Here is a 19077-nt window from a genome sequence, read left to right as displayed (position 1 = left end):
TTAAGTTCATAGTCATGATTCGCGTGTTTCTGGTCGACGACCATGAGGTGGTCCGCCGCGGTGTCGCGGCCCTGCTGTCCGGCGAGGACGACATCGAGATCGTCGGTGAGGCCGGAACCGCCGAATCCGCGCTGGCCCGCATTCCGGCGCTCATGCCCGATGTGGCGGTCCTGGACGTGCGGCTGCCCGACGGCAGCGGTGTGGACGTGTGCCGGGAGGTGCGGTCCCGGCTGCCGTCGCTGGCCTGCCTGATGCTGACCTCGTACGCCGACGACGACGCCCTGTTCACCGCCGTCATGGCGGGGGCCTCCGGCTACGTGCTGAAGCAGATCCACGGCTCGGACCTGGTGGGCGCGGTGCGTACGGTGGCCAGGGGCGAGTCGCTGCTGGATCCGCGGACCACCGCCGCCATGTTGCAGCGGTTACGCGATCAGGCGACCAAGAAGGATCCGCTGGCCGCGCTGTCGGAGCAGGAACGTCACATCCTGGAGCTGATCGGCGAGGGTCTCACCAACCGGCAGATCGGCGAGCGGATGTTCCTGGCGGAGAAGACCGTGAAGAACTACGTGTCCAATCTGCTGAGCAAGCTCAGCATGCAGCGCCGTACGCAGGCCGCGGCCCTGGCGGCCCGGCTCAAGGCTGAACGGCCGGAGTAAGCGGGACACTCCAGGTCAGCCGGGTGCCGCCGTCGGCGGGCGCGTCGGCCTGGAAGGAGCCGCCGAGTTGCGACGCGCGTTCCTCCAGGTTGCGCAGGCCGCTTCTGCGGCCGTCGCCGGGCAGTCCGATGCCGTTGTCCTCGACCAGCAGGATGACCTGGCCGTCGGCCACCTCGGCGGAGACGTCCGCCCGGGAGGCTTTGGCGTGCCGTACCAGGTTGGAGAGGGCTTCCTGGAGTACGGCGAGCACGTGGGCGGCGACCGGCGCGGGCACCGCGTTGTCGAGCGGGCCTTCCAGGCGTAGCCCGGGCATGAAGCCGAGGTGGCCGCGGGCGCTCTCCACCAGGTCCACGATCCTGGCGCGCAGGCTCGGCTCGGCGTCGTCGCGGGGCACCTGCAGGGCGAAGATGGTGGAGCGGATCTGCCGGATGGTCTCGTCCAGCTCGTCGATCGCGTGGCGCAGCCGCCCGGACGCCTCCGGGCGTTCGACCAGCCTGACCGTGCTCATCAAGGTCATGGCGACGGCGAACAGGCGCTGGATGACGACGTCGTGCAGGTCCTTGGCGATGCGGTCGCGGTCCTCCAGCAGGCTCAGGCGTTCGGCGTCCTGGCGGACTTCGGCCAGTTCCAGGGCGATGGCGGCCTGCCCGGCGAAGGCGTGCAGCATGCGCAGCATGGACGGGGTGAACGGGAACCGGCCGGGGCGTTTGCCCAGCGACAGCACGCCGCGCACGGACCCGGCGGCGCCGAGCGGGACGGCCGCCGCCGCGCCGATGCCCGACGCGCCCTGGTCGCTGACCATGCAAGGTTCGCCGCTGACGTAGGCCTGGCCGGGGAGCGAGTCGGTCAGATCGGCCTGGGTGCCGATGAGCCCGTCGGCGCCTTCGGCGATCACCACGCGGAGGGCGTCGCCGGCGGGGAACAGGATGGTGGTGACGTCGGCGTCGGCCATCTCGCGGACCCGGCGGGCCACCTGGGTGAGGACGGTGTCGACGTCATCGCCCGACAGCAGGCTGGTGGTGACCTCGGTGGAGGCCTGGAGCCAGATCTCCCTGCGTCGGGTCTCCTCGTACAGCCGGGCGTTCTCGATGGCGACACCGGCGGCGGTGGCCAGCGCGGTGACGACGGCCTGGTCCTCCTCGTCGAACTCGGCCCCGCCGCGCTTCTCGGTCAGGTAGAGGTTGCCGAACACCTCGTCCCGCACCCGGATGGGCACGCCGAGGAAGGATCCCATGGGCGGGTGGCCGGGCGGGAAGCCGTAGGACTCGGGGTGGTCGGAGATGCGGGCGAGCCGCAGCGGAGCCGGTTCCTTGATCAGCAGGCCGAGCAGGCCGAGGCCGTGCGGCCAGTGCTCGATGCGGGCTATCTCCTCCTCGCTCAGGCCGACGGGGATGAACTCCAGCAGGGTGCGCTCCTCGCCGATGACGCCGAGCGCGCCGTAGCCGGCGTCCACCAGCCGGACGGCGGTCTCGACGATGCGCCGGAGCACGACCTCCAGTTGCAGGTCGCTGCCGATCGAGACGACGGCCTCGAGCAGGGTGTGCACCCGGTCGCGGGTGGCGAGGACGGCGGTGAGCCTGGTCTGGAGTTCGGACAGCAGCTCGTCCAGCCGCATGTTGGGGACCAGGGGGTGGGGATCGGTCATACCGGGCAGTCTTGCAAACCGGTGCGGGATATCCCCACCCGCCCAGCCCGTTGTTTTTCCTCGGGCTCCGCCCGCCCCCGCCGTCGCCGGGGTTGCCGGGCGAAATGACAGCCCATGGCGTCGTGGTTTTCACCCGGCAAGACCCTGATCAAGGTGCGAGGTCCCGGCGGCGGAACATTACCAACCCGGCCGCGGCCAGGGCCACCGCCACCGCCGTCAGCGTCGCGATCGGCCCTGGGGTGAGGTCCACCGCCGGGATCGCCGGCACGTGGCTGAACGGCGACAGGTCGCGGACCGCCTGGGGCAGGCCGAGTACGCTGCCGAGGAGACCGCAGGCGATGCTCAGCGCGAGTGCGGCCCAGGCCAGCGTGACGACCAGGCGGGGCAGGCCGCCGAACACCAGCACGACGAAACCGGCCAAGGTCAGCGCCGCCGGCAGCTGGGCCAGCCCGGCGCCGATCAGGGTCGCCACTCCCTCGTCGCCGCCGGCGGCCGCGTCGGCGAGCCCCGCTGCCGCGCCCGCCAGCACCAGCATGGCCGCAGCGCCCCCGGCCGCGCAGGCCAGGTGCGAGAGCGCCCACCGGACCCGGCCGACGGCTGTGCCCAGCACCGCCTCCGCCGGTCCCCCGGCCTCCTCCGTGTGCAGCCGCAGCAGGGCCTGCACGACGAATCCGGCGGCCAGGACCCCGAACACGTTCATCATGGCGGCGAAGTACACGTCCACCAGAGCTCCGCCAGCCCCGGCGAGCTGGTTCACCAGCTTGGAGGCTCCCGTGTTCTCGCTCATCGCGTCGTTCACGGCGTTCCCGAGCGAGCCGATCCCGACGCCGAAGACCACGCTGCCCGCCACCCAGCCGAAGATGGAGGCGCGGTGCAGCCGCCAGGCCAGCCCGAGCGGGCTGAGCAGCGCCCGCGAGCCGGCGGCCGGGCCGGGCCGGTCGGGGATCAGGCCCGCGCCCAGGTCTCGCCGGTCGACCAGGACGAACGCGCCGTAGACGCAGGCGGCGAGCAGCGCGACCGGCAGCGCGAGCGCCCACCAGCGTTCCGCGCCGAAGGGGCGCACCTCCATGCCCCAGCCGATGGGCGACAGCCAGGTCGGCCAGGCGCTGGTCACCTGGATGCCGTCGGCGGCCCGCTCGCCGAGCGCGTCGCCGACGCCGCGGAGCAGGTAGGCCACCCCGACGGAGGTGGCGGCGAAGGCGTTGGCGGCGCGGGCGCCCTGGAACAGCTGCGCGGCGACGGCGGCGAGCCCGGCGAACGCCATGCCGGTGACGGCGCACGCGGCGCCGAACGCGAGCGAGCCACTGGCGGGCAGGCCGGCCGCCAGCAGGGCGCCGGTCAGCGCCGCCCCGAGCAGGAGGTTCGCCGCGAACGTCAGGGCCAGCGCGGCGGTCAGCCCGGCGTGGCGGCCCACGCTGCCCGCGCCGATCAGCTCGGCCCGCCCGGTCTCCTCGTTCCGCCGGGTGTGCCGGATCACGGCGAACGTGCTCATCAGCGCGGCCAGCACCAGCATGGACGCGAAGTTGCGGAAGTTCAGCATGGCGCCGAGGTCGGTGCCGACGGGCGCGCCGCGCATCAGCAGGACGGCGGGGCTGCCGCCGGCGCCGCGCAGCGCGGTGACCCGGCTCTCCTCGGTGGGGAACTTGTCGGCGACGGCCGCCGCGCCCGCCGCCATCAGGACGGCGGAGCCGATGATCCAGATCGGCAGCTGGACGCGGTCGCGGCGCGCGGCCAGCCGGATCAGCCGCCCGGTGCCCGCGTAGGCGCTCATCGGGACGCCTCGACTCCGTAGTGGCGCATGAACAGTTCCTCCAGCGTCGGGGGATGGCTGGTGAGCGCCTGCACCTCGAAACCGGCCAGGTGGCGCAGCACGCCCGGCAGATCCCGCGAATCCACGTCGAAGCGGGTCTGGGTGCCGTTCGCGACGACGTCGTGCACGCCGGGCAGCCCGGCCAGCCCGCTGATCGGCCCGGCGGCCTCGACCGCGACCGAGGTCCTGGTCAGGTGGCGCAGGCTCGCCAGCGTGCCGGATTCGACGGTCACCCCGTCCCTGATGATGCTGACCTTGGAGCAGAGGGCCTCCACCTCGGAGAAGATGTGGCTGGACAGCAGCACGGTGGCGCCGTCGGCGCTCACCTCGCGGACGGTCTGCTGGAAGGCCGCCTCCATCAGCGGGTCGAGGCCGGAGGTGGGCTCGTCCAGGATGAACAGCTCCACCCGGGAGGCGAAGGCGGCGATCAGCGCCACCTTCTGCTTGTTGCCCTTGGAGTAGGTGCGGCAGCGTTTGGTGGGGTCCAGCTGGAACCGCTCGAGCAGTTCCGCGCGGCGGGTCTTGTCCAGGCCGCCGCGCAGGTCGCCGAACAGGTCGATGGCCTCGCCGCCGGACAGGTTCGGCCACAGGTTGACCTCGCCCGGCACGTACGCCAGGCGGTGGTGGAGCCGTACCGCGTCCTGCCAGGGGTCGCCGCCGAGCACCCGCACCTGGCCGGCGTCGGCGCGCAGCAGGCCGAGCAGCACCCGGATGGTGGTGGTCTTGCCCGCGCCGTTGGGGCCCAGGAAACCGTGCACTTCGCCCGCCGCCACGGCGAGATTCAAGCCGTCCAGCGCCCGGGTCCGGCCAAACCGTTTGACCAGCCCGGTCGCCGATATGGCGTCGTTCATCGTGGTCCTCCTGCGTTGTCGTCGGTGATGCCGAGGGCAGCCCTGGCCAGGGCGGCGTCTTCCCGGCTGAGCATGGGATTGGAGTAGATGTCGAGCAAAGCCCGGGAGAGCAGCAGGTCTCCCTCGGGGCTGAACACGTCCACGCCGATGGCGCGGGAGATGTGCTGGTGCAGGACCGAGATGGACAGCGCCATCGCGGTGCCCACCGCCGCCCGGGTCCTGAGATCGGAGGCGGGCGGGTCGGGGCGGCCGCGGTCGGCTTCGGCGAGCCACTCCTCGCTCATCCGCACCATCTCGTCGAATAGCGGCGCGGCCGATCCCTCGGCCAGCGCCCGGGCCAGATACGGAACGTACGGGCGCATCTCGGCCCTGGCAATGGCCAGAACGTTCGTTTCACTGGGGGCGCGGAATTCCCGCGCCTCGTCGTTGAGGCGGTGCACGGTCTTGATCAGGTACGCGTCACACGCCTCGCGCAGCCCTTCCTTGGAGCCGAAGTGATGGCGCACGAGCCCGGGGGACACTCCGGCGGTTTCGGCGATCCCGCGGATCGTCGCCCGCTCGTAGCCGTGCTCGCCGAAGTGCCGCATCGCCGCGTCCCGGATCCGGGCGCGAGCGGTGAGGTCTTCAGGATCCATCCAGGCTCCTATTCACACGTATAGTCGACTATTTCCTGGTGGGAAATACTATACGCGTGGATAGCCGGATGGACAGGGGTGATTGCCGAACGAACGCCGGTTAGGGTCAGCTCTCCTTCGCGACCACTCGCGCGTCCGGCCCGGGGAACACCAGGGTCTCCTCGTTGGAGTCCGTCCAGCGGACCACGTAGGGCGGCGTGCCATCCGCGTGACGGACCTCCGTCACGATGCCGATCTTCTGATGTTCGCCGTGGTAGGTGCCCTCGACGATCAGCTTGTCACCGATTGCGGCGTGCATGATGCCTCCTTGCGATGTGCGGCCGCTCGCTCCCCCGTCCGGCCGCACACGGCCTTACTGACTCCATCCCCGAATGCCCGGAACGTAACCGAGCATGCGTCGGCCACGTTACGCACACGCTGGGTGACGTCAGGTAGCCCGCGTCAACGTCGCGTCAATATGCGCGGGCATGCCGTCTGCTTCCCGTAGGGATCGCGGTCATGGGTCGGCGGCGGGCTTAGCGTCGCTTTTGTACGAGTTCTCAGCTGGAGGAAGTCATGGACATCCCGCTATTCGTCCCGATCCGGATAGGCGCGTCGTTCCTGTCGCTGCGCCTGTTCCGGACCCCTTCGGACACGAGGACCGCGGTCGCCTTCTCGTCGTCGGCGCGCCTGGCCGAGGTGCTGGGCACCGAGCAGCCGTGGACGCGGATCAGCGAGTACGGGCTGCGCGGCCTGCTCCAGGATCTGGGCATCGTCGGCCTCGTGGTCGACCCCACCGCGACCATGGTCACTCCCGTTCAGCGGGTGGCGTGATGTGCGTTCTTGAGCAGGATCAGGCGTCCGTGCCGGACATCCGGACCGGCCCCTGGTCGGCGGGCACCCGTTTCGAGCCCGGCGGCGGCGCGACGGTCGGCGGCGTGGCCATGACGGAGCTCGCCTCCCGCTTCGGCACCCCGGCGTACGTCATCGACGAGACCGACCTGCGCGAGCGCTGCCGCGCCTACCGGGCGGCCCTGCCGGGGGCCGAGGTGGTGTACGCGGCCAAGGCGTTCCTGTGCCGGGCCATGGCGAGCTGGATCAGGGAGGAGGGTCTCGGGCTGGACGTCGCGTCCGGGGGCGAGCTCGCCGTGGCGCTGTCGGTCGGTTTCCCGGCCGAGCGGATCGTCTTCCACGGCAACGCCAAGACTCCGCAGGAGCTGTCCGCCGCACTCGACGCGGGGGTGGGACGGATCGTGGTGGACACCCTCGCCGAGATCGGCCACCTGGCCGCGCTCGTTCCCTTCGGGCGGCGGCAGAAGATCCTCATCCGGGTCATTCCCGACGTGGACGCGGGTGCGCATCCCGCGATCCGTACCGGCGGGGAGGATCAGAAGTTCGGGCTGTCCATCGCTTCGAGGGCCGCTGGGGAGGCGGTCGCGCGGGCGCTCGGGCAGAGTTCGCTTGAGCTTGTGGGCCTGCACTGTCATCTCGGTTCCCAGATCGTCACGCCCGAGCCGTACGAGCGGGCGGCGCGCACCCTGATCGAGTTGCTGGGCCGGATCAGGGACGCGCACGGGGTCGTGCTGCCCGAACTCGATCTGGGCGGCGGCCACGGCATCGCCTACCTGGACGGGGAGCAGGGCCTGGACCTGGAGAGTTACGCCCGCCGCGTCGGTGACGCCGTCCACGCGCACGCCGCCTGGCTCGGGCTGCCCGCCCCGCGCCTGATCATCGAACCGGGGCGGGCCGTCAGCGGCCCCGCCGGGCTCACCCTCTACCGCGTCATCGCCGTCAAACGAGGCCTCTCCCGCGTCTTCGTCGCCGTCGACGGAGGAATGAGCGACAACCCCCGCCCCTGCCTGTACGGCGCCCGGTACACCGCCCGCCTGGTGGGCAGGCGCTCCAGCGCGACGACCCGTACGGCGACCATCGTCGGCCACCACTGCGAAGCGGGCGACACCCTCGCCGAGGACGCCGAACTGCCCGCCGACATCCGCCCCGGCGACCTCATCGCGGTCGCGGCCACGGGCGCCTACCACCACTCGATGGCCTCCACCTACAACATGACCGGCCGCCCGCCCGTCATCGCCATCTCCGGCGGGCGCGCCCGCCTGGTGGTCCGCCGCGAGGAACCCGACGACCTGATGCGCCGGGACGTGGGCTTGTAGAACTCGCGTCACTGAGTTTGCCGAAATCTGGGAGTATCGGCACATGTCTGAGCGGGCCACAGTCGATGCCTCCCAGGAGATTCCCCCTTCGGAGTGGGGCCGGCGGCAGCCGGTGCCGGCGGTGGGGCCATGGGCCTTCGCCGTCGTCGTCGGCCTGCTGGTCGTCGGGCGGTTGGTGTTCGCCCAGTATCTGACGGCTCCGGCGTTGCAGGCGTGGGCCACGATCTTCGTGGCCATCTGCGTTCAAGCGTTGCCGTTCCTGGTTTTCGGGGTGCTGCTGTCGGCGGCGATCACCGCGTTCGTGCCCGCCTCGTTCTGGACCAGAGCGCTGCCCCGGCGGCCCTTTTTAGCGGTGCCGGTGGCGGGGGCGGCCGGGGCGGTGCTGCCCGGATGCGAGTGCGCGTCGGTGCCGGTCGCCTCGGGGCTGATGTCGCGGGGGGTGACCCCGGCGGCGGCGCTGGCGTTCCTGCTGGCCTCTCCGGCGATCAATCCGGTGGTCATCGTGGCGACGGTGGTGGCCTTCCCCGGGCAGCCGATGATGGCGGTGGCCCGGTTCGGGGCGTCGCTGGTGGTGGCGGTGCTGGCGGGGTGGGTGTGGCTGCGGTTCGGCCGCGCCGAATGGCTGCGCATCCCCCCGCGCGCGTCGGGTGAGGGGTCGAAGTGGCGGACCTTTCAGGACGCGATGGGGCATGACTTCCTGCACGCGGGTGGGTTCCTGGTCGTCGGCGGGGCCACCGCGGCGACGATGAACGTGATCGTGCCGCGGTCGTGGCTGGAGTCGGTGGCGGGCGTGCCGGTGCTCTCGGTGCTGGCGCTGGCCGCGCTGGCGGTGATCCTGTCGATCTGCTCGGAGGCGGACGCGTTCGTGGCCGCCTCCCTGACCGCGTTCTCGCCGACCGCGAAGCTGGCGTTCCTGGTGGTGGGGCCGATGGTGGACTTGAAGTTGATCGCTTTGCAGGCGGGGACCTTCGGGCGGCGGTTCGCCGCCCGGTTCATCCCGCTGACCTTCGTTCTCGCGGTGATCGTCAGCATGGCGGTCGGGGAGGTTCTGCTGTGAACCGGCTGACGCAGAGCATGATCCTGGTGTTGCTGGGCGGGGCGGTGTTGCGGATCACGATGCTGTCCACCACGTACCTGAACTACGTGAAGCCGGGGTTCCGGCCGTTCCTGGTCGCGGCGGGCGCGGTGGTGTTCGTGCTGGGCGTCGTCGGGCTGATCCAGGAGTGGCGGGGATCTGCGGAAACAGAGCATCACCACGACCATGGGCACGCACCGCGGGTGGCCTGGCTGCTGACGCTGCCGGTGTTCGCGATCTACCTGATCGCCCCGCCCGCGCTCGGCGCGTTCTCCGCCAAGTCGGAGGATGCTCCGGCCCAGCCGGTGGCCGCGCTGGACGCGTACGACACCCTTCCCGCGGGGAAAGTCACCGACATGACCCTGGGCGAGTTCATCGGGCGGGCCTGGGGGGATTCGTCCAAATCCCTGTCCGGGCGGCAGGTGAAGCTCACCGGCTTCGCCGTGCCGTCGGTGAAGAAGAAGGACCGGTGGTATGTGGCCCGGATCCAGATCGCCTGCTGCGCGGCCGACGGGATCGCGCTGAAGGTGGCCGTTCTGGACGCCGCCATGCCGCCGGAGAACACCTGGGTCGAGGTGACCGGCACCTGGCGGGAGCCCAAGTCCGGCAAGCTTCCGGTCGGGACCGTCGCCCCTGAGCTGGACGCCATCTCGGTCACCGGGATTCCCCAGCCGGTCGAGCCCTACGAGTAGGCGGTGAGAGCGGCGAGGGGTTCCACGCGGCCGGCCTTCACCGCGGGGTAGAGTCCGGCGGTCAGGCCGACCACCAGGCCTGTGATCGGGGCCGCCGCGATCAGCCAGCCGGAGACCGCGGCTGTCCAACCCTTCGCCAAGGCGACGGCGATGGCCACATTGAGGCCCGCAATGCCTCCCACGACGCCTCCGGCCATACCGAGCACGCCGCTCTCGACGAGGAACTGGGCGAGGATCGCCCCGCGCGTGGCTCCGACGGCTCGTCGTACGCCGATCTCGTGGCGTCGCTCCAGGACCGAGATCAGCATGGTGTTGGCCACGCTGAGCGCTCCGATGAGCAGCGAGACCCCGGCCATGAGCAGGAACAGGTCGCGGGTGTCGGTCTCCACCTGGGCGCGCAGCTGCCGGGATCGGGCGGGATCTCGGCCGGCAGGGAGTCGGGCGCCTGGGCCGCACGGCCACCTTGGCCTCCCGTCCCACCTGCTGGGCCGCCCCCAGCCGGGTCCTGATCACCAGCTGGGGATCACCGAAGCCGGTCACCCAGTCGGGAACGATGGCGGCCAAGGGGGCCTGGGAGTCCAGCTCGGGCGTGGTGACGATGCCGATCAGCTGGTACGGCTCGCCCGAGATGAAGATCTCCCCGGGACGCTCGACGCCAAGGGATCGCGCGGCCACATCCCCGAGCAAGGCGACCCTGCGGCCCCGGTCGGCGTCCCCGTAGAGCCGCCCGGACACCGGCCGGGCGTCGAGGGCGCGCAGCGCCGGGGCGGAGGCCGCCATGACCACGGTCTCCACCGGGTCGCCCTCGGAGCCGCGGACCATCGGCAGCTCACCTGAGGCGGTCGACACCACGCCTGCGGCCACCACGCCATTGAGCCGCCTGACCCGGTCGACTGCTCCGGTTTCCTCGCCGGAGAGGCCGTGCAGGGTGACCGTCGTGGCCTTCAGCGCGTCGAAGCGGCCGGACAGCTGGGCGGCCGCCGTACTGGTCAGGCCGATGGTGGCGAGCAGGGCCGCGACGCCCAGCGCGACGCCGAGCGTGGTGAGCGCGGTGCGGGGGCGGGCGCGGACCGCCTCGGCGGACTCGGCCAGCAGGCCGGCCCAGTCAGCCATGGTGATCCGCCCCCCCAGGTGGCCGTCGGCCAGCCACAACGTGCGGTCGGCGGCGCGGGCCACGGCGGGATCGTGGGTCACGACCACGACGGCGGGGCCAGCCCGCGCGCGGGTCCGGAGCAGCTCCATGATCTTGGCGGAGGTGACGGAGTCGAGGTTGCCGGTGGGCTCGTCGCACAGTAGCAGGGGTGGTTGCCGCACGGTCGCCCTGGCGATGCCCACCCGCTGGCGCTCCCTTCCGGACTGCGTGTGCGGCAGCGCGTCGAGCCGATCGGCGAGACCCGTCGCGGCCAGCGCGGAGACGGCGGCGGCGCGCCGCTCGGCGGGCGGGCGTCCGGCGTAGAGCAGCGGGAGGGTCACGTTGGCCAGCACGCTCTTGTGGGCCAGCAGGTGGAAGGCCTGGAAGACGAACCCGATCGACGACATCCGCCGCCCGGCCCGTTCCTTGTCGGTCAGCGCGGAGGTGTCCTGCCCGGCCAGCGCGTACGTGCCGCTGGTGGGCCGGTCCAGCAGTCCGAGCAGATGCAGCAGCGTGGACTTGCCCGACCCCGACGGCCCAAGCACCGCCACCATCTCGCCTTCCCGCACCGCCAGGTCGATCCCCCGGACCGACTCGACCGGCGGCTCGCCGGGATACACCTTCCACACCTCGCGCAACTCCAGGACGGCGCTCATCCGGCGGGCACCTCCACCATCGTGCCCTCACTCACACCGTCGATCTCGACCACCCCGGCCGTCTCGTCGAACAGCCTGACCCGCACCGGCACCTGGCGGCCGTCCACCACGACGGCGAACTCCCCGCCGGGCCGGGCCAGCAGCGCCACGATGGGCACGGCCAGCACGTCCTCGTGCACCTGGGTGGTGACCGCGACCTGGACGAGCGACTGGTCCAGTGCTCGGGGGGCCTTGCCGGGCAGCCGGATTGTGATCGGCACGGTCGACAGGGTCTGCCCGTCCGACCCTGTCGTGGTGGTGGCCACGGGGCTGACCCGGCTCACCCGGCCGTCCTTGGCGGAGCCGTCCGGCAGCGTGATCTCCACCCGGTCGCCCACCTTGACGCCGGAGATCTGGGCGGGGTCGAGCTGCACGGTGACGGCGGGCACCGCGCTGGTGCCGTGCAGCACCCGGCCCTGGGCCGGCTCGCCGAGCTGGGCGTCGTGCCCGCTCACCCGCAGCGCCCTGGGCAGGAACACGACCTGGCCGAGCGGGACGCTCCCGGTGACGGGCAGGTGCGCGTCGTGCTGCCAGCGGCGGACCGCGTAGTAGGTGGCGAGGGAGAAATGCCGATCGACCGTGAGGCCTTCGTAGCCGAGCGCGCGGAGGTTGGCCTCCAGTTGCCGTACGTCGGCGCTGTCGGTCATGCCGAGCGACAGCGGGCGCCAGGCGGGGCGGGGAGCCGTACATGAGCCGGATCCCGCGGCCGCCCGCCTCATACAGCGTGCGGCCGCGGGTGATGACCGCGCCGAGAGCGGGCAGCCGGGTGATCGTCCCGCCGGCGCCGTGCACCTGGTAGTCGCCCTCGTAGGACAGGGTGCCGTTGACCTGGCCGCGCTGCGCGACATCGGTGCGGATCACCTCGGCGGTGCTGGTGGCGATGGCCGCGGCGGCGGGCGGCACGGGCTCCTGCCGCGTCAGCGCCCAGGCGCTCCCCGCCCCGGCCACCACGACGACTCCGGCCAGCGCCGCGACGCGCGGCCTCACTCCTTGCCCTTGTCGTCCGGCCCCGCGATCCGCAGGCTCTTGCCCACGAAGTACTGCTTGCAGGCGTCCCGGGCGGGCAGCCAGGCGCGCTTGCCCAGGTCATTGATGCGCTTGTTGACGTGGAAGACACCCATCGAGTCGGGATCCGGCCAGTCGGGGACGCCGTGCTCCCGGAAGCACTGGGCCAGCTTCCTGAGTTTGTCCAGCTCGGCGGCGGTCGGCGGCTTCTGCGCGCCCTGGGCGGGCAACCTGTTCATGATGGACTTGCACGCCGTTTCCGCGCTCGCCGGCACCTTGACGGAGCTCTCCATCTTGATCTCGCCCTGCGCGTCGACGGTCGGATCGGGGAAGTTCGGCGCGCCGTTCGCGCGTACGCACCGGGCCAGCTCCCGGAACACCGCGAGATCGGCCGACGGGCTGGGCGAACTCACCGCGCCTGGATCGGCGTTCGCCGCGCAGGCGGCGAGAAACGGGATGAGCAGCAGCGGCGCCACTCGGTGAAGGGTCATGCCTGCACACTCGCCGCTGGACCGGCCCGGCACATCGCGCCGGAGCGGGGCGCACGCTCCCCCTCGCGGGGGAGATCGTTTCAGCTCATGTGATTAACTGGCTGGGGGGCACGGTAATGAATGCGAGACGCCGAATCTCGATCATATCCCGTATCACTTTGTTCACCGGTGCGGTGGCGGCTCTGCTGTGCGGGGCTCTGATCACCGCGCTCATGGTCACAGTCGACCGGTTCACGGTCGGCTCCCTCACGGAGGAGATCCGCGCGGCCGGGGAGCGCGTGGCCATCCAGATGGGCCAGGGGCGGCTGGACTATCCCCTCGCCGACTACCCGCATCGCAACGTCCAGGTCGTCGACTCGCGGGGCGCGGTGGTCGCCTCGACTCCGCAGCTCCAGGGCAAGCCGCCCATGGCGAAATTCGTCCCCGAACACAAGAGCGCCACCTCCGTCGTGTGCGGTGGAGTCTTCCCCACCCGCCAGTGCGACATCGTGGTCGCGCAGCGGGCCCAGCGCGGGGACGAGCACTGGATCGTCTACGCCTCCTCCCCGACGATCGCCCCGTGGGCGGATCCGCAGCTGGCCGGGCTGATCGGGGGAGCCGTGGCGCTGCTCGCCGTGGGCATCACCTATCTGGGCAACCGCGTCGCCACCGCCTCACTCCGGCCGGTGAAGGCCATCCGGACGGAGCTCGACGAGATCAACGCGAACTGCCCCGCCCGCCGGGTGCCGGTGCCGCCCACCGACGACGAGATCCACGACCTGGCCACGAGCGTCAACCACACGCTGAGCCGCCTGCACACCGCGCTGAAACAGCAGCGTCAGATGGTCGCCGACGTCTCCCACGACCTGCGCACCCCGATCACGGCCATCCGCGCCGAGGTGGAGGACGCGCTCTACGCCCCCCACGAGACCAGCGTGACCAGGCTGGGCTCGACCCTGATGGGCGGCCTCGACCGCCTGCAGGCGATCACGCACGATCTGGCGACCATGGCGAAGCTGGACTCCGGGGCGCCGGGCACCCGCGAGCCCATCGTCCTGTCCGACCTCGTCGCCGCCGAGTTGCGGGCGCGCCGCACGACCAAGCAGGTCGAGCACGCGCTTGACTCGGACGTCCTCGTAGCGGGGGATCGCTCCCAGCTGACCCGCCTGCTCGCCAGCCTCGTCGAGAACGCCGAACGGCACGCCCACACCACGATCAAGGTCACCGTCCGGAAGCAGCCGGGCGACCCCAGTGACGACCAGCGGTTCCCTGACGGCGTCGCGGTGCTGGAAGTGCTCGACGACGGGCCCGGCATCCCTCCGCACAAGTGGGAACTGGTCTTCCAGCGCTTCACCCGGCTGGACGCGGCCCGCACCAGGGACGCGGGCGGCGCGGGACTCGGCCTGCCGATCGCCCGGCAGATCGCCGAAGCCCTGGGCGGAACCCTGCACATCGAGGACAGCCCCAGCGGCGCCCGCTTCGTCCTTTACCTGCCGATCCTCGCGGATGCGAGTGCCAGCACCCGCACGGGCTAGCGTTCCGCCCGGAGGGTGTCGAGTTTGGCGCGGACCTGCCCGGCCTCGGGGTGGCCTAGATCGTCGAGGATCTCCAGGGCCTGGCTCCAGGCCCGCCGCGCCGCCTCGGTGTCGGCGGCGGCCTGGGCGTCCCCCAGATGGGTGAGCGTCTCGGCCTGGTAGTAGCACATGTCGAGATCCCGGTAGAGGGCGATGGCGTGCCGGTAGCAGTCGGCGGCCCGGTGGTCCTCGCCGAGGTGGTGGTGGGCGTAGCCGAGGGTGTCCCAGGTGTACGCCTGGCCGGAGCGATCGCCGAGCTCGCGCGGCAGGGTGAGGGCGCGCCGGCAGTGCCGCAGGGCCTGACGGTGGTCGCCCAGCTGGGCGAGGTGCCAGCCCACCGCGTTGAGCGTGACCGCCTCACCGGCCGGATCGCCGGCGCCCCGCAGCAGGGCGAGGGCGCGCCGGGCGTGGTCCAGCGCCTCGGCCTGGCGGCCCATCCGGCCCAGGGTGTGGGACAGGCCGCGGTGGACGCGGGCCTGCCCGGCGCGGTCGTCCAGGCGGGCGTACAGCTGCAGCGCGTGGGTGAAGTGGAACAGGGCGTTCTCGTGCTGGTCCGACCAGTTGGAGGCGCGGGCCAGGCCGCGCTGCGAGACGGCCTGGCCCCGCAGGTCCGCGGCGCGGCGCGCGGCGTCCAGGGCGGTGTGCTGGGTGGTGAGCCAGTCGTGCCAGTGCCCCTGCCGGTCCAGGTATTCGGTCAGGGTCGCGGCCAGCTGCCAGGCGTGGGCGGGGAAGTCGTGGGCGGCGGCGTGCTCGTCGTCGTCACGGCGGGGTCGTGGGCGCTGGCGTCCCAGGCCAGATCCCCGCAGGCGCTGGCGGCCCGGGCGGAACCGCCGCCTCCATCGGTGATCAGCGTGCCGGTGCGGTGGCGCGGATCCACTCCGATCGTTCCCTCCTTGGCCCTCCGCGACCGCTCGATCCGCGTGCACCGGGGCGGTCATGCCGGGGATGTCCAGATCGAAGTAGTGAACGAGGAGCGAGGATGGCTGTTGATCTCCGCGCCGTTGCGGCCGGGCGACCAGATCCGCGTCTGGCCCCAGTGATCACGACTGAAGGCCTGGGCCGGTCCTACGACTCACCGTCCGGCCCGGTGCCTGCGCTGGCCGGGGTCACGTTCACCGCGCTCCCCGGCGAGGTCGTGGCGATCATGGGTCCGTCGGGTTCCGGCAAACCGAATCCTGGATTGTGACACAACTGTTGCGAGGCTCCCGGGGCTGTTGAGTCAGCTGGGAGAGCTGGTCTATTGCACGCTGCGGGCGCGGCGCTGATTGCGCCAGGCTGCCGCCTGCTCCCGCTAGCTGCCGATGGGTCCGGGGCCTATCAGGCGCGACCTGTCAAGGGTGGCCTCGCGTGTACATTGCCCGGTGACCTTCGGCTGGTTGTCCTGCGTGCACGGCCGCCCTTAATGGGGAGTGGCTGACCCCGGATGATCGAGCGGCGGGTGCAGGGGGGTACGGCGAGAACCATCGCGGGTTGCTGGGATGCGGAGCGGGGGCAGAGTATCGCGGCGCGATCCAACCGGGCACGGTTGATAATCCAAGAGCACAATCAGCGGTGACTGCCCGGTACTGGCTCCCTCGATCTTGGTGGGCGGCTGCCCGCTGCTGGCTGCGGACAACATGCGGACAGGGCATCTGTGGAACTTGGCTACGACTCTAGACATGCTCGCGGGTGAATGCCCACGAGTTCAAAGCGAGAGGAGGAGTCTTGATGCAGGGGCAGGCGAGGGAAGCGCTAGCACTGCTGGGCTGGCGTCTGGAACTGGAGATAACCGGGCGCTGCCAACTTCACTGCGTGCACTGCTATGCCGACTCCGGGCCGACCGGCGAGCACGGCAGCATGACGGCCGATGACTGGCACACCCTGATCAGCGATGCGGCGGCGGCTGGTGCCGCTGGAATTCAGTTCATCGGCGGTGAGCCCACCCTTCACCCGCATTTCGCCGAACTTCTTCGGCATGCGATCGGTACCGGCATGAGAGTTGAGGTGTTCAGCAACCTCGTTCATGTGCGGGATGAGTGGTGGGAGTTGTTCGGCTGTCCGAAGGTGTCACTGGCGTTCAGCTACTACTCCGATCATGCGGCCGAGCACAGCGCAATCACCGGTCGTGACAGCAGCCATGCCCGTACCCGGGAGAACATCGCCGAAGCGGTTCGGCGGGGAATTCCGCTGCGGGCCGGAATCCTGGGGATTGGACGGTCAGCGCGTGGAACAGGCGCGGGCGGAACTGGAGAGCATGGGAGTGTCCAGCATCCGCGTTGACCGTGTTCGTGGCGCTGGACGGGTCACGCTGCTGCAACCTGATCCCTCGCAGCTCTGCGGCGGATGCGGGAAGGGTAAGGCGGCCATCGGCACCAACGGCGATGTGTGGCCGTGTGTGCTGTCACGGTTCATGATCGCGGGGAATGTGAAGGTCACGCCCTTGGCGGAGATCCTGTACGGTCAGCGATGGCGAGATCTGGTCGCGACCGTCCCGGCCAAGAGCGCCGAATGTAACCCCGACAGCGACGGTAACGACTGCGCGCCTGCCGAGACGGTCAGTGACCGGGCGAACGCGGTCGCCGCAGTCACGGCCTGAAGGGCGCACCAGACGTGACCTGGAAAGTTCACGCTGAACGGCTGGCGAACCAGGTGACCCGGCCCACGTCTCGGTGGCGTGGGCCGGTGTCGGCCATCCCTCGTCATCTGCTCGTCCCTCGGTGGTGGGGCAGGTCGGGGGGGATTTGGACGCTGAAGGATGGCGGCAAGGACGAACAGGCGTGGCTGGATTCGGCATACCGTAACGTCTCGTTGGTGACCAGGGTAGGGCCGTCGCATGCCGACCACGCCACCTCGGGTGATCACCCCGGGGGGCGGCCCACATCCTCATCTACTCTGCCGGGGCTTGTGGTCAGTATGTTTCAGCACGCCGACATCACTGATGACGTGACCGTGCTAGATGTCGGGGTCGGCTCGGGTTATGGCACTGCCCTGCTGGCTCGACGGCTTGGCGATGGCCAGGTGACCAGCATCGACGTTGACCCCTACCTGGTGGAGATCGCCGCTGAACGTCTGGAGGGCATCGGCCTGCGTCCTGGCATCGTCACCTGCGATGCGACTGGTCCGCTTCCCGGGGAGTATGACCGGATCGTGGCAACGGTGGCTGTGCGTCCGCTCCCGGCAAGCTGGTTGGCGGCGCTGCGGCCTGGGGGGCGATTGGTTACCACCATCGCCAACACGATGATCATCATTGTGGCGGATAGGGCCGATGATGGCGGCGCGGCTGGTCGGGTCTTGTGGGATCGGGCCGGATTCATGGGGACGAGATCGGGCATCGACTACCCGGCCAGGCTGGATGAACTGGCCGACCGGGCGCGCGATGAGGTCGGTGAGGAGATCACACAGGGCCGGTATCCGGTGACCGATGTACGGGAGTCCTGGGAACTGCAATCGATGCTGGAAGTGACGGCACCCGGGATAGCACACAGCTTTGATGAGGACGCCGACGGCCTGCGAACGGCGCTGATGTTTCACCAAGACGGATCATGGGCCAGAGCGATCGGTCTTAAGGGGGAGGCGTCCACCGTCCATCAGGGGGGACCTCGCCGACTGTGGAACATCTTGGAAGAGATACGGCATCAATGGCTTGTAGACGGAAGCCTGCCGATCTACGGGGCGAAAGTGTCCATCGCGGCCGACGGAGAGATCCACTTGGCGCGGGGAAACTGGCAAGGAAAGATCTCCTGACGTACAGGACGCGATGGGTCCCGCCTGATCCGTCCTGCCCGGCTGTCCAGGCCCGAGTCTGCCCCGACAACCCGGTAACTGTCGTTAGGTTCCGGCCTGGGCTCCGGATAATCGGGCTATTGACGAAATCCGTCCTGCAAGTAATGAGCACATCCTGTTTGCAACGCCTCCAATGCCATGGATAGCCGACGCCAAACATAGGGTCGCAAGCGTATCTGAGCTTGGGCCTCGTCGCAGAATTCATATGCGGATAGTTCGCTATCGCGAAGTTGCATTCCTTCAATCTGGGCATCGTTGATTATTCCGCCATCAAAGATGAAGTTTATTAGGTCATCCCACGGTCCATGTGGAGAAACCCAATCAACACAGAGAAGAGCGCCTACCTTCGGCTCTATCCCGAGCTCTTCAAAGAGTTCACGTTTAACAGTGTGGAGTGGAGGTTCATTAGCCTCTGCCATTCCCCCAGGAAGATCCCAATCTGGCTTATAGGTTGGATTGACGAGCAATATTTGGTCCTTGGTGTTACGAATGATCAAATCAGCGCTGACACGCTTACGCGGCTGTCGCGCATTCCCTTCCGCAAGATACGAGTTCCAAGCTTCTGGATCTCGCTTGTAAAGCGGATCGTTCTCTATCATAGCTCTCCGTCAATGACTCTTATCGCCACCATAGGGTTGGCGACAAGTGTGTTTAACCCTGAATCCCTATAGCTTCGTCTGTCCGCAATAGAAACTCTCTTACAACTTCACTTCTTTCCGCTTTGACACGAACAAGGCTACTCCTCAGGTCGCGCAATTGTTTGACCACTAGAAATGATCCGAAAGCTTGTGCAGAATCAAGCGTAACCACTCACACGTATCCGTGAGCTGGGGTTATGCGGTGGCTTGAGACAGCGTCCAGGGGTTGCCGAGGAAGGCGTCACGGAGCGCATGGAAGGCGTCGATGCCGTGGTTGGTTGCGGTGACGA

The 19077-nt window shown here is 69.9% G+C and carries 21 protein-coding genes and 1 pseudogene; 11 read left to right on the top strand and 11 right to left on the bottom strand.

Features of this window, described 5'->3' with window-relative positions; translation table 11 throughout:
- Positions 1–14 precede the first annotated feature (14 nt).
- Positions 15–656: a response regulator transcription factor gene (locus ABGB08_RS18445; protein ID WP_347591807.1), complete on the top strand. Its 642-nt coding sequence runs from the start codon at positions 15–17 to the stop codon at positions 654–656.
- Here ABGB08_RS18445 and ABGB08_RS18440 read toward each other — a convergent pair.
- From ABGB08_RS18440 to ABGB08_RS18420, 5 genes are all read right to left on the bottom strand, one after another.
- Positions 634–2301: a GAF domain-containing protein gene (locus tag ABGB08_RS18440; RefSeq protein WP_347591805.1), complete on the bottom strand. Its 1668-nt coding sequence runs from the start codon at positions 2299–2301 to the stop codon at positions 634–636. The two genes, ABGB08_RS18445 and ABGB08_RS18440, sit on opposite strands and share 23 nt — an antisense overlap.
- A gap of 148 nt (positions 2302–2449) precedes the next feature.
- Positions 2450–4072: an ABC transporter permease gene (locus ABGB08_RS18435; RefSeq protein WP_347591803.1), complete on the bottom strand. Its 1623-nt coding sequence runs from the start codon at positions 4070–4072 to the stop codon at positions 2450–2452.
- Positions 4069–4962: an ABC transporter ATP-binding protein gene (locus tag ABGB08_RS18430; protein ID WP_347591801.1), complete on the bottom strand. Its 894-nt coding sequence runs from the start codon at positions 4960–4962 to the stop codon at positions 4069–4071. The genes ABGB08_RS18435 and ABGB08_RS18430 overlap by 4 nt, the downstream gene beginning before the upstream one ends.
- Positions 4959–5597, bottom strand: a complete 639-nt coding sequence (locus ABGB08_RS18425; protein WP_347591799.1) for a helix-turn-helix domain-containing protein — start codon at positions 5595–5597, stop codon at positions 4959–4961. The genes ABGB08_RS18430 and ABGB08_RS18425 overlap by 4 nt, the downstream gene beginning before the upstream one ends.
- A gap of 106 nt (positions 5598–5703) precedes the next feature.
- Entirely contained in the window at positions 5704–5895 is a 192-nt protein-coding gene (locus ABGB08_RS18420) for a DUF1918 domain-containing protein (RefSeq protein WP_155359996.1), read from the bottom strand.
- Between the two features lie 257 nt (positions 5896–6152).
- On the opposite strand from ABGB08_RS18420, the gene ABGB08_RS18415 reads away from it, so the two are divergent.
- The 4 genes from ABGB08_RS18415 to ABGB08_RS18400 are packed head-to-tail and all read left to right on the top strand — an operon-like array spanning position 6153 to position 9511.
- Positions 6153–6410 (top strand): SAV_915 family protein, encoded by a 258-nt coding sequence (locus tag ABGB08_RS18415; protein ID WP_347591797.1) that lies wholly within the window; start codon positions 6153–6155, stop codon positions 6408–6410.
- Positions 6410–7744 carry a diaminopimelate decarboxylase gene (gene lysA / locus ABGB08_RS18410; RefSeq protein ID WP_347591795.1) on the top strand — a complete coding sequence of 445 codons (1335 nt, stop codon included), beginning with the start codon at positions 6410–6412 and terminating at the stop codon, positions 7742–7744. Before ABGB08_RS18415 ends, lysA begins: the two co-directional genes overlap by 1 nt.
- A 43-nt stretch (positions 7745–7787) precedes the next feature.
- Complete coding sequence (locus ABGB08_RS18405) at positions 7788–8801, top strand: permease (protein ID WP_347591793.1); 1014 nt, start codon at positions 7788–7790, stop codon at positions 8799–8801.
- Entirely contained in the window at positions 8798–9511 is a 714-nt protein-coding gene (locus ABGB08_RS18400; protein ID WP_347591791.1) for a TIGR03943 family protein, read from the top strand. The genes ABGB08_RS18405 and ABGB08_RS18400 overlap by 4 nt, the downstream gene beginning before the upstream one ends.
- Here the strand turns inward: ABGB08_RS18400 and ABGB08_RS18395 are convergent.
- Complete coding sequence (locus ABGB08_RS18395) at positions 9502–9900, bottom strand: FtsX-like permease family protein (RefSeq protein WP_347591789.1); 399 nt, start codon at positions 9898–9900, stop codon at positions 9502–9504. The genes ABGB08_RS18400 and ABGB08_RS18395 overlap by 10 nt on opposite strands.
- Positions 9901–9974: 74 nt before the next feature.
- Here ABGB08_RS18395 and ABGB08_RS18390 point away from each other — a divergent pair, with 74 nt between their 5' ends.
- Entirely contained in the window at positions 9975–10232 is a 258-nt protein-coding gene (locus tag ABGB08_RS18390) for a hypothetical protein (RefSeq protein ID WP_347591787.1), read from the top strand.
- 614 nt (positions 10233–10846) lie between these two features.
- Here ABGB08_RS18390 and ABGB08_RS18385 read toward each other — a convergent pair.
- The 3 genes and pseudogenes from ABGB08_RS18385 to ABGB08_RS18375 form a co-directional block, all read right to left on the bottom strand.
- Positions 10847–11197: pseudogene (locus ABGB08_RS18385) on the bottom strand (ATP-binding cassette domain-containing protein); the annotation flags it as partial.
- 98 nt (positions 11198–11295) lie between these two features.
- Positions 11296–11985 carry a peptidoglycan-binding protein gene (locus ABGB08_RS18380; RefSeq protein ID WP_347591785.1) on the bottom strand — a complete coding sequence of 230 codons (690 nt, stop codon included), beginning with the start codon at positions 11983–11985 and terminating at the stop codon, positions 11296–11298.
- A gap of 336 nt (positions 11986–12321) precedes the next feature.
- Positions 12322–12834: a hypothetical protein gene (locus ABGB08_RS18375; RefSeq protein ID WP_347591783.1), complete on the bottom strand. Its 513-nt coding sequence runs from the start codon at positions 12832–12834 to the stop codon at positions 12322–12324.
- Between the two features lie 158 nt (positions 12835–12992).
- On the opposite strand from ABGB08_RS18375, the gene ABGB08_RS18370 reads away from it, so the two are divergent.
- Positions 12993–14348, top strand: a complete 1356-nt coding sequence (locus ABGB08_RS18370) for a HAMP domain-containing sensor histidine kinase (RefSeq protein WP_347591781.1) — start codon at positions 12993–12995, stop codon at positions 14346–14348.
- Here ABGB08_RS18370 and ABGB08_RS18365 read toward each other — a convergent pair.
- A complete protein-coding gene (locus tag ABGB08_RS18365; RefSeq protein WP_347591779.1) occupies positions 14345–15325 on the bottom strand; it encodes a tetratricopeptide repeat protein in 981 nt (326 codons plus the stop codon). The genes ABGB08_RS18370 and ABGB08_RS18365 overlap by 4 nt on opposite strands.
- Before the next feature lie 41 nt (positions 15326–15366).
- Here ABGB08_RS18365 and ABGB08_RS18360 point away from each other — a divergent pair, with 41 nt between their 5' ends.
- The 4 genes from ABGB08_RS18360 (at position 15367) to ABGB08_RS18345 (ending at position 18110) form a co-directional block, all read left to right on the top strand.
- Positions 15367–15573, top strand: coding sequence for a hypothetical protein (locus tag ABGB08_RS18360; RefSeq protein WP_347591777.1), 207 nt, complete (start codon positions 15367–15369; stop codon positions 15571–15573).
- A 521-nt stretch (positions 15574–16094) separates the two neighbouring features.
- Complete coding sequence (locus tag ABGB08_RS18355) at positions 16095–16646, top strand: radical SAM protein (RefSeq protein WP_347591775.1); 552 nt, start codon at positions 16095–16097, stop codon at positions 16644–16646.
- On the top strand, positions 16627–16962 hold the full coding sequence (locus ABGB08_RS18350; protein WP_347591773.1) for an SPASM domain-containing protein: 336 nt from the start codon (positions 16627–16629) through the stop codon (positions 16960–16962). Before ABGB08_RS18355 ends, ABGB08_RS18350 begins: the two co-directional genes overlap by 20 nt.
- A 14-nt stretch (positions 16963–16976) precedes the next feature.
- The gene (locus ABGB08_RS18345) at positions 16977–18110 is read left to right on the top strand and encodes a methyltransferase domain-containing protein (protein WP_347591771.1); all 1134 of its coding nucleotides are present in this window, start codon (positions 16977–16979) and stop codon (positions 18108–18110) included.
- Between the two features lie 116 nt (positions 18111–18226).
- On the opposite strand, the gene ABGB08_RS18340 is transcribed toward ABGB08_RS18345, so the two are convergent.
- Entirely contained in the window at positions 18227–18748 is a 522-nt protein-coding gene (locus ABGB08_RS18340; protein ID WP_347591769.1) for an NUDIX hydrolase, read from the bottom strand.
- Positions 18749–19077 lie beyond the last annotated feature (329 nt).

Source organism: Acrocarpospora sp. B8E8 (genome assembly GCF_039871605.1).
Taxonomy (GTDB): Bacteria; Actinomycetota; Actinomycetes; order Streptosporangiales; family Streptosporangiaceae; genus Acrocarpospora; species Acrocarpospora macrocephala.
This window is presented reverse-complemented; position numbering and strand designations above follow the sequence as displayed.

Excerpts from the sequence above, each read along its gene's own strand:
- ABGB08_RS18405 (WP_347591793.1), top strand. The coding sequence starts at position 7,788 with ATGTCTGAGCGGGCCACAGTCGATGCCTCCCAGGAGATTCCCCCTTCG.
- ABGB08_RS18435 (WP_347591803.1), bottom strand. The coding sequence starts at position 4,072 with ATGAGCGCCTACGCGGGCACCGGGCGGCTGATCCGGCTGGCCGCGCGC.
- ABGB08_RS18425 (WP_347591799.1), bottom strand. The coding sequence starts at position 5,597 with ATGGATCCTGAAGACCTCACCGCTCGCGCCCGGATCCGGGACGCGGCG.
- ABGB08_RS18415 (WP_347591797.1), top strand. The coding sequence starts at position 6,153 with ATGGACATCCCGCTATTCGTCCCGATCCGGATAGGCGCGTCGTTCCTG.
- ABGB08_RS18430 (WP_347591801.1), bottom strand. The coding sequence starts at position 4,962 with ATGAACGACGCCATATCGGCGACCGGGCTGGTCAAACGGTTTGGCCGG.
- ABGB08_RS18365 (WP_347591779.1), bottom strand. The coding sequence starts at position 15,325 with ATGACCGCCCCGGTGCACGCGGATCGAGCGGTCGCGGAGGGCCAAGGA.
- ABGB08_RS18375 (WP_347591783.1), bottom strand. The coding sequence starts at position 12,834 with ATGACCCTTCACCGAGTGGCGCCGCTGCTGCTCATCCCGTTTCTCGCC.
- ABGB08_RS18360 (WP_347591777.1), top strand. The coding sequence starts at position 15,367 with ATGGCTGTTGATCTCCGCGCCGTTGCGGCCGGGCGACCAGATCCGCGT.
- lysA (WP_347591795.1), top strand. The coding sequence starts at position 6,410 with ATGTGCGTTCTTGAGCAGGATCAGGCGTCCGTGCCGGACATCCGGACC.
- ABGB08_RS18340 (WP_347591769.1), bottom strand. The coding sequence starts at position 18,748 with ATGATAGAGAACGATCCGCTTTACAAGCGAGATCCAGAAGCTTGGAAC.
- ABGB08_RS18420 (WP_155359996.1), bottom strand. The coding sequence starts at position 5,895 with ATGCACGCCGCAATCGGTGACAAGCTGATCGTCGAGGGCACCTACCAC.
- ABGB08_RS18380 (WP_347591785.1), bottom strand. The coding sequence starts at position 11,985 with ATGACCGACAGCGCCGACGTACGGCAACTGGAGGCCAACCTCCGCGCG.
- ABGB08_RS18445 (WP_347591807.1), top strand. The coding sequence starts at position 15 with ATGATTCGCGTGTTTCTGGTCGACGACCATGAGGTGGTCCGCCGCGGT.
- ABGB08_RS18355 (WP_347591775.1), top strand. The coding sequence starts at position 16,095 with ATGCAGGGGCAGGCGAGGGAAGCGCTAGCACTGCTGGGCTGGCGTCTG.
- ABGB08_RS18440 (WP_347591805.1), bottom strand. The coding sequence starts at position 2,301 with ATGACCGATCCCCACCCCCTGGTCCCCAACATGCGGCTGGACGAGCTG.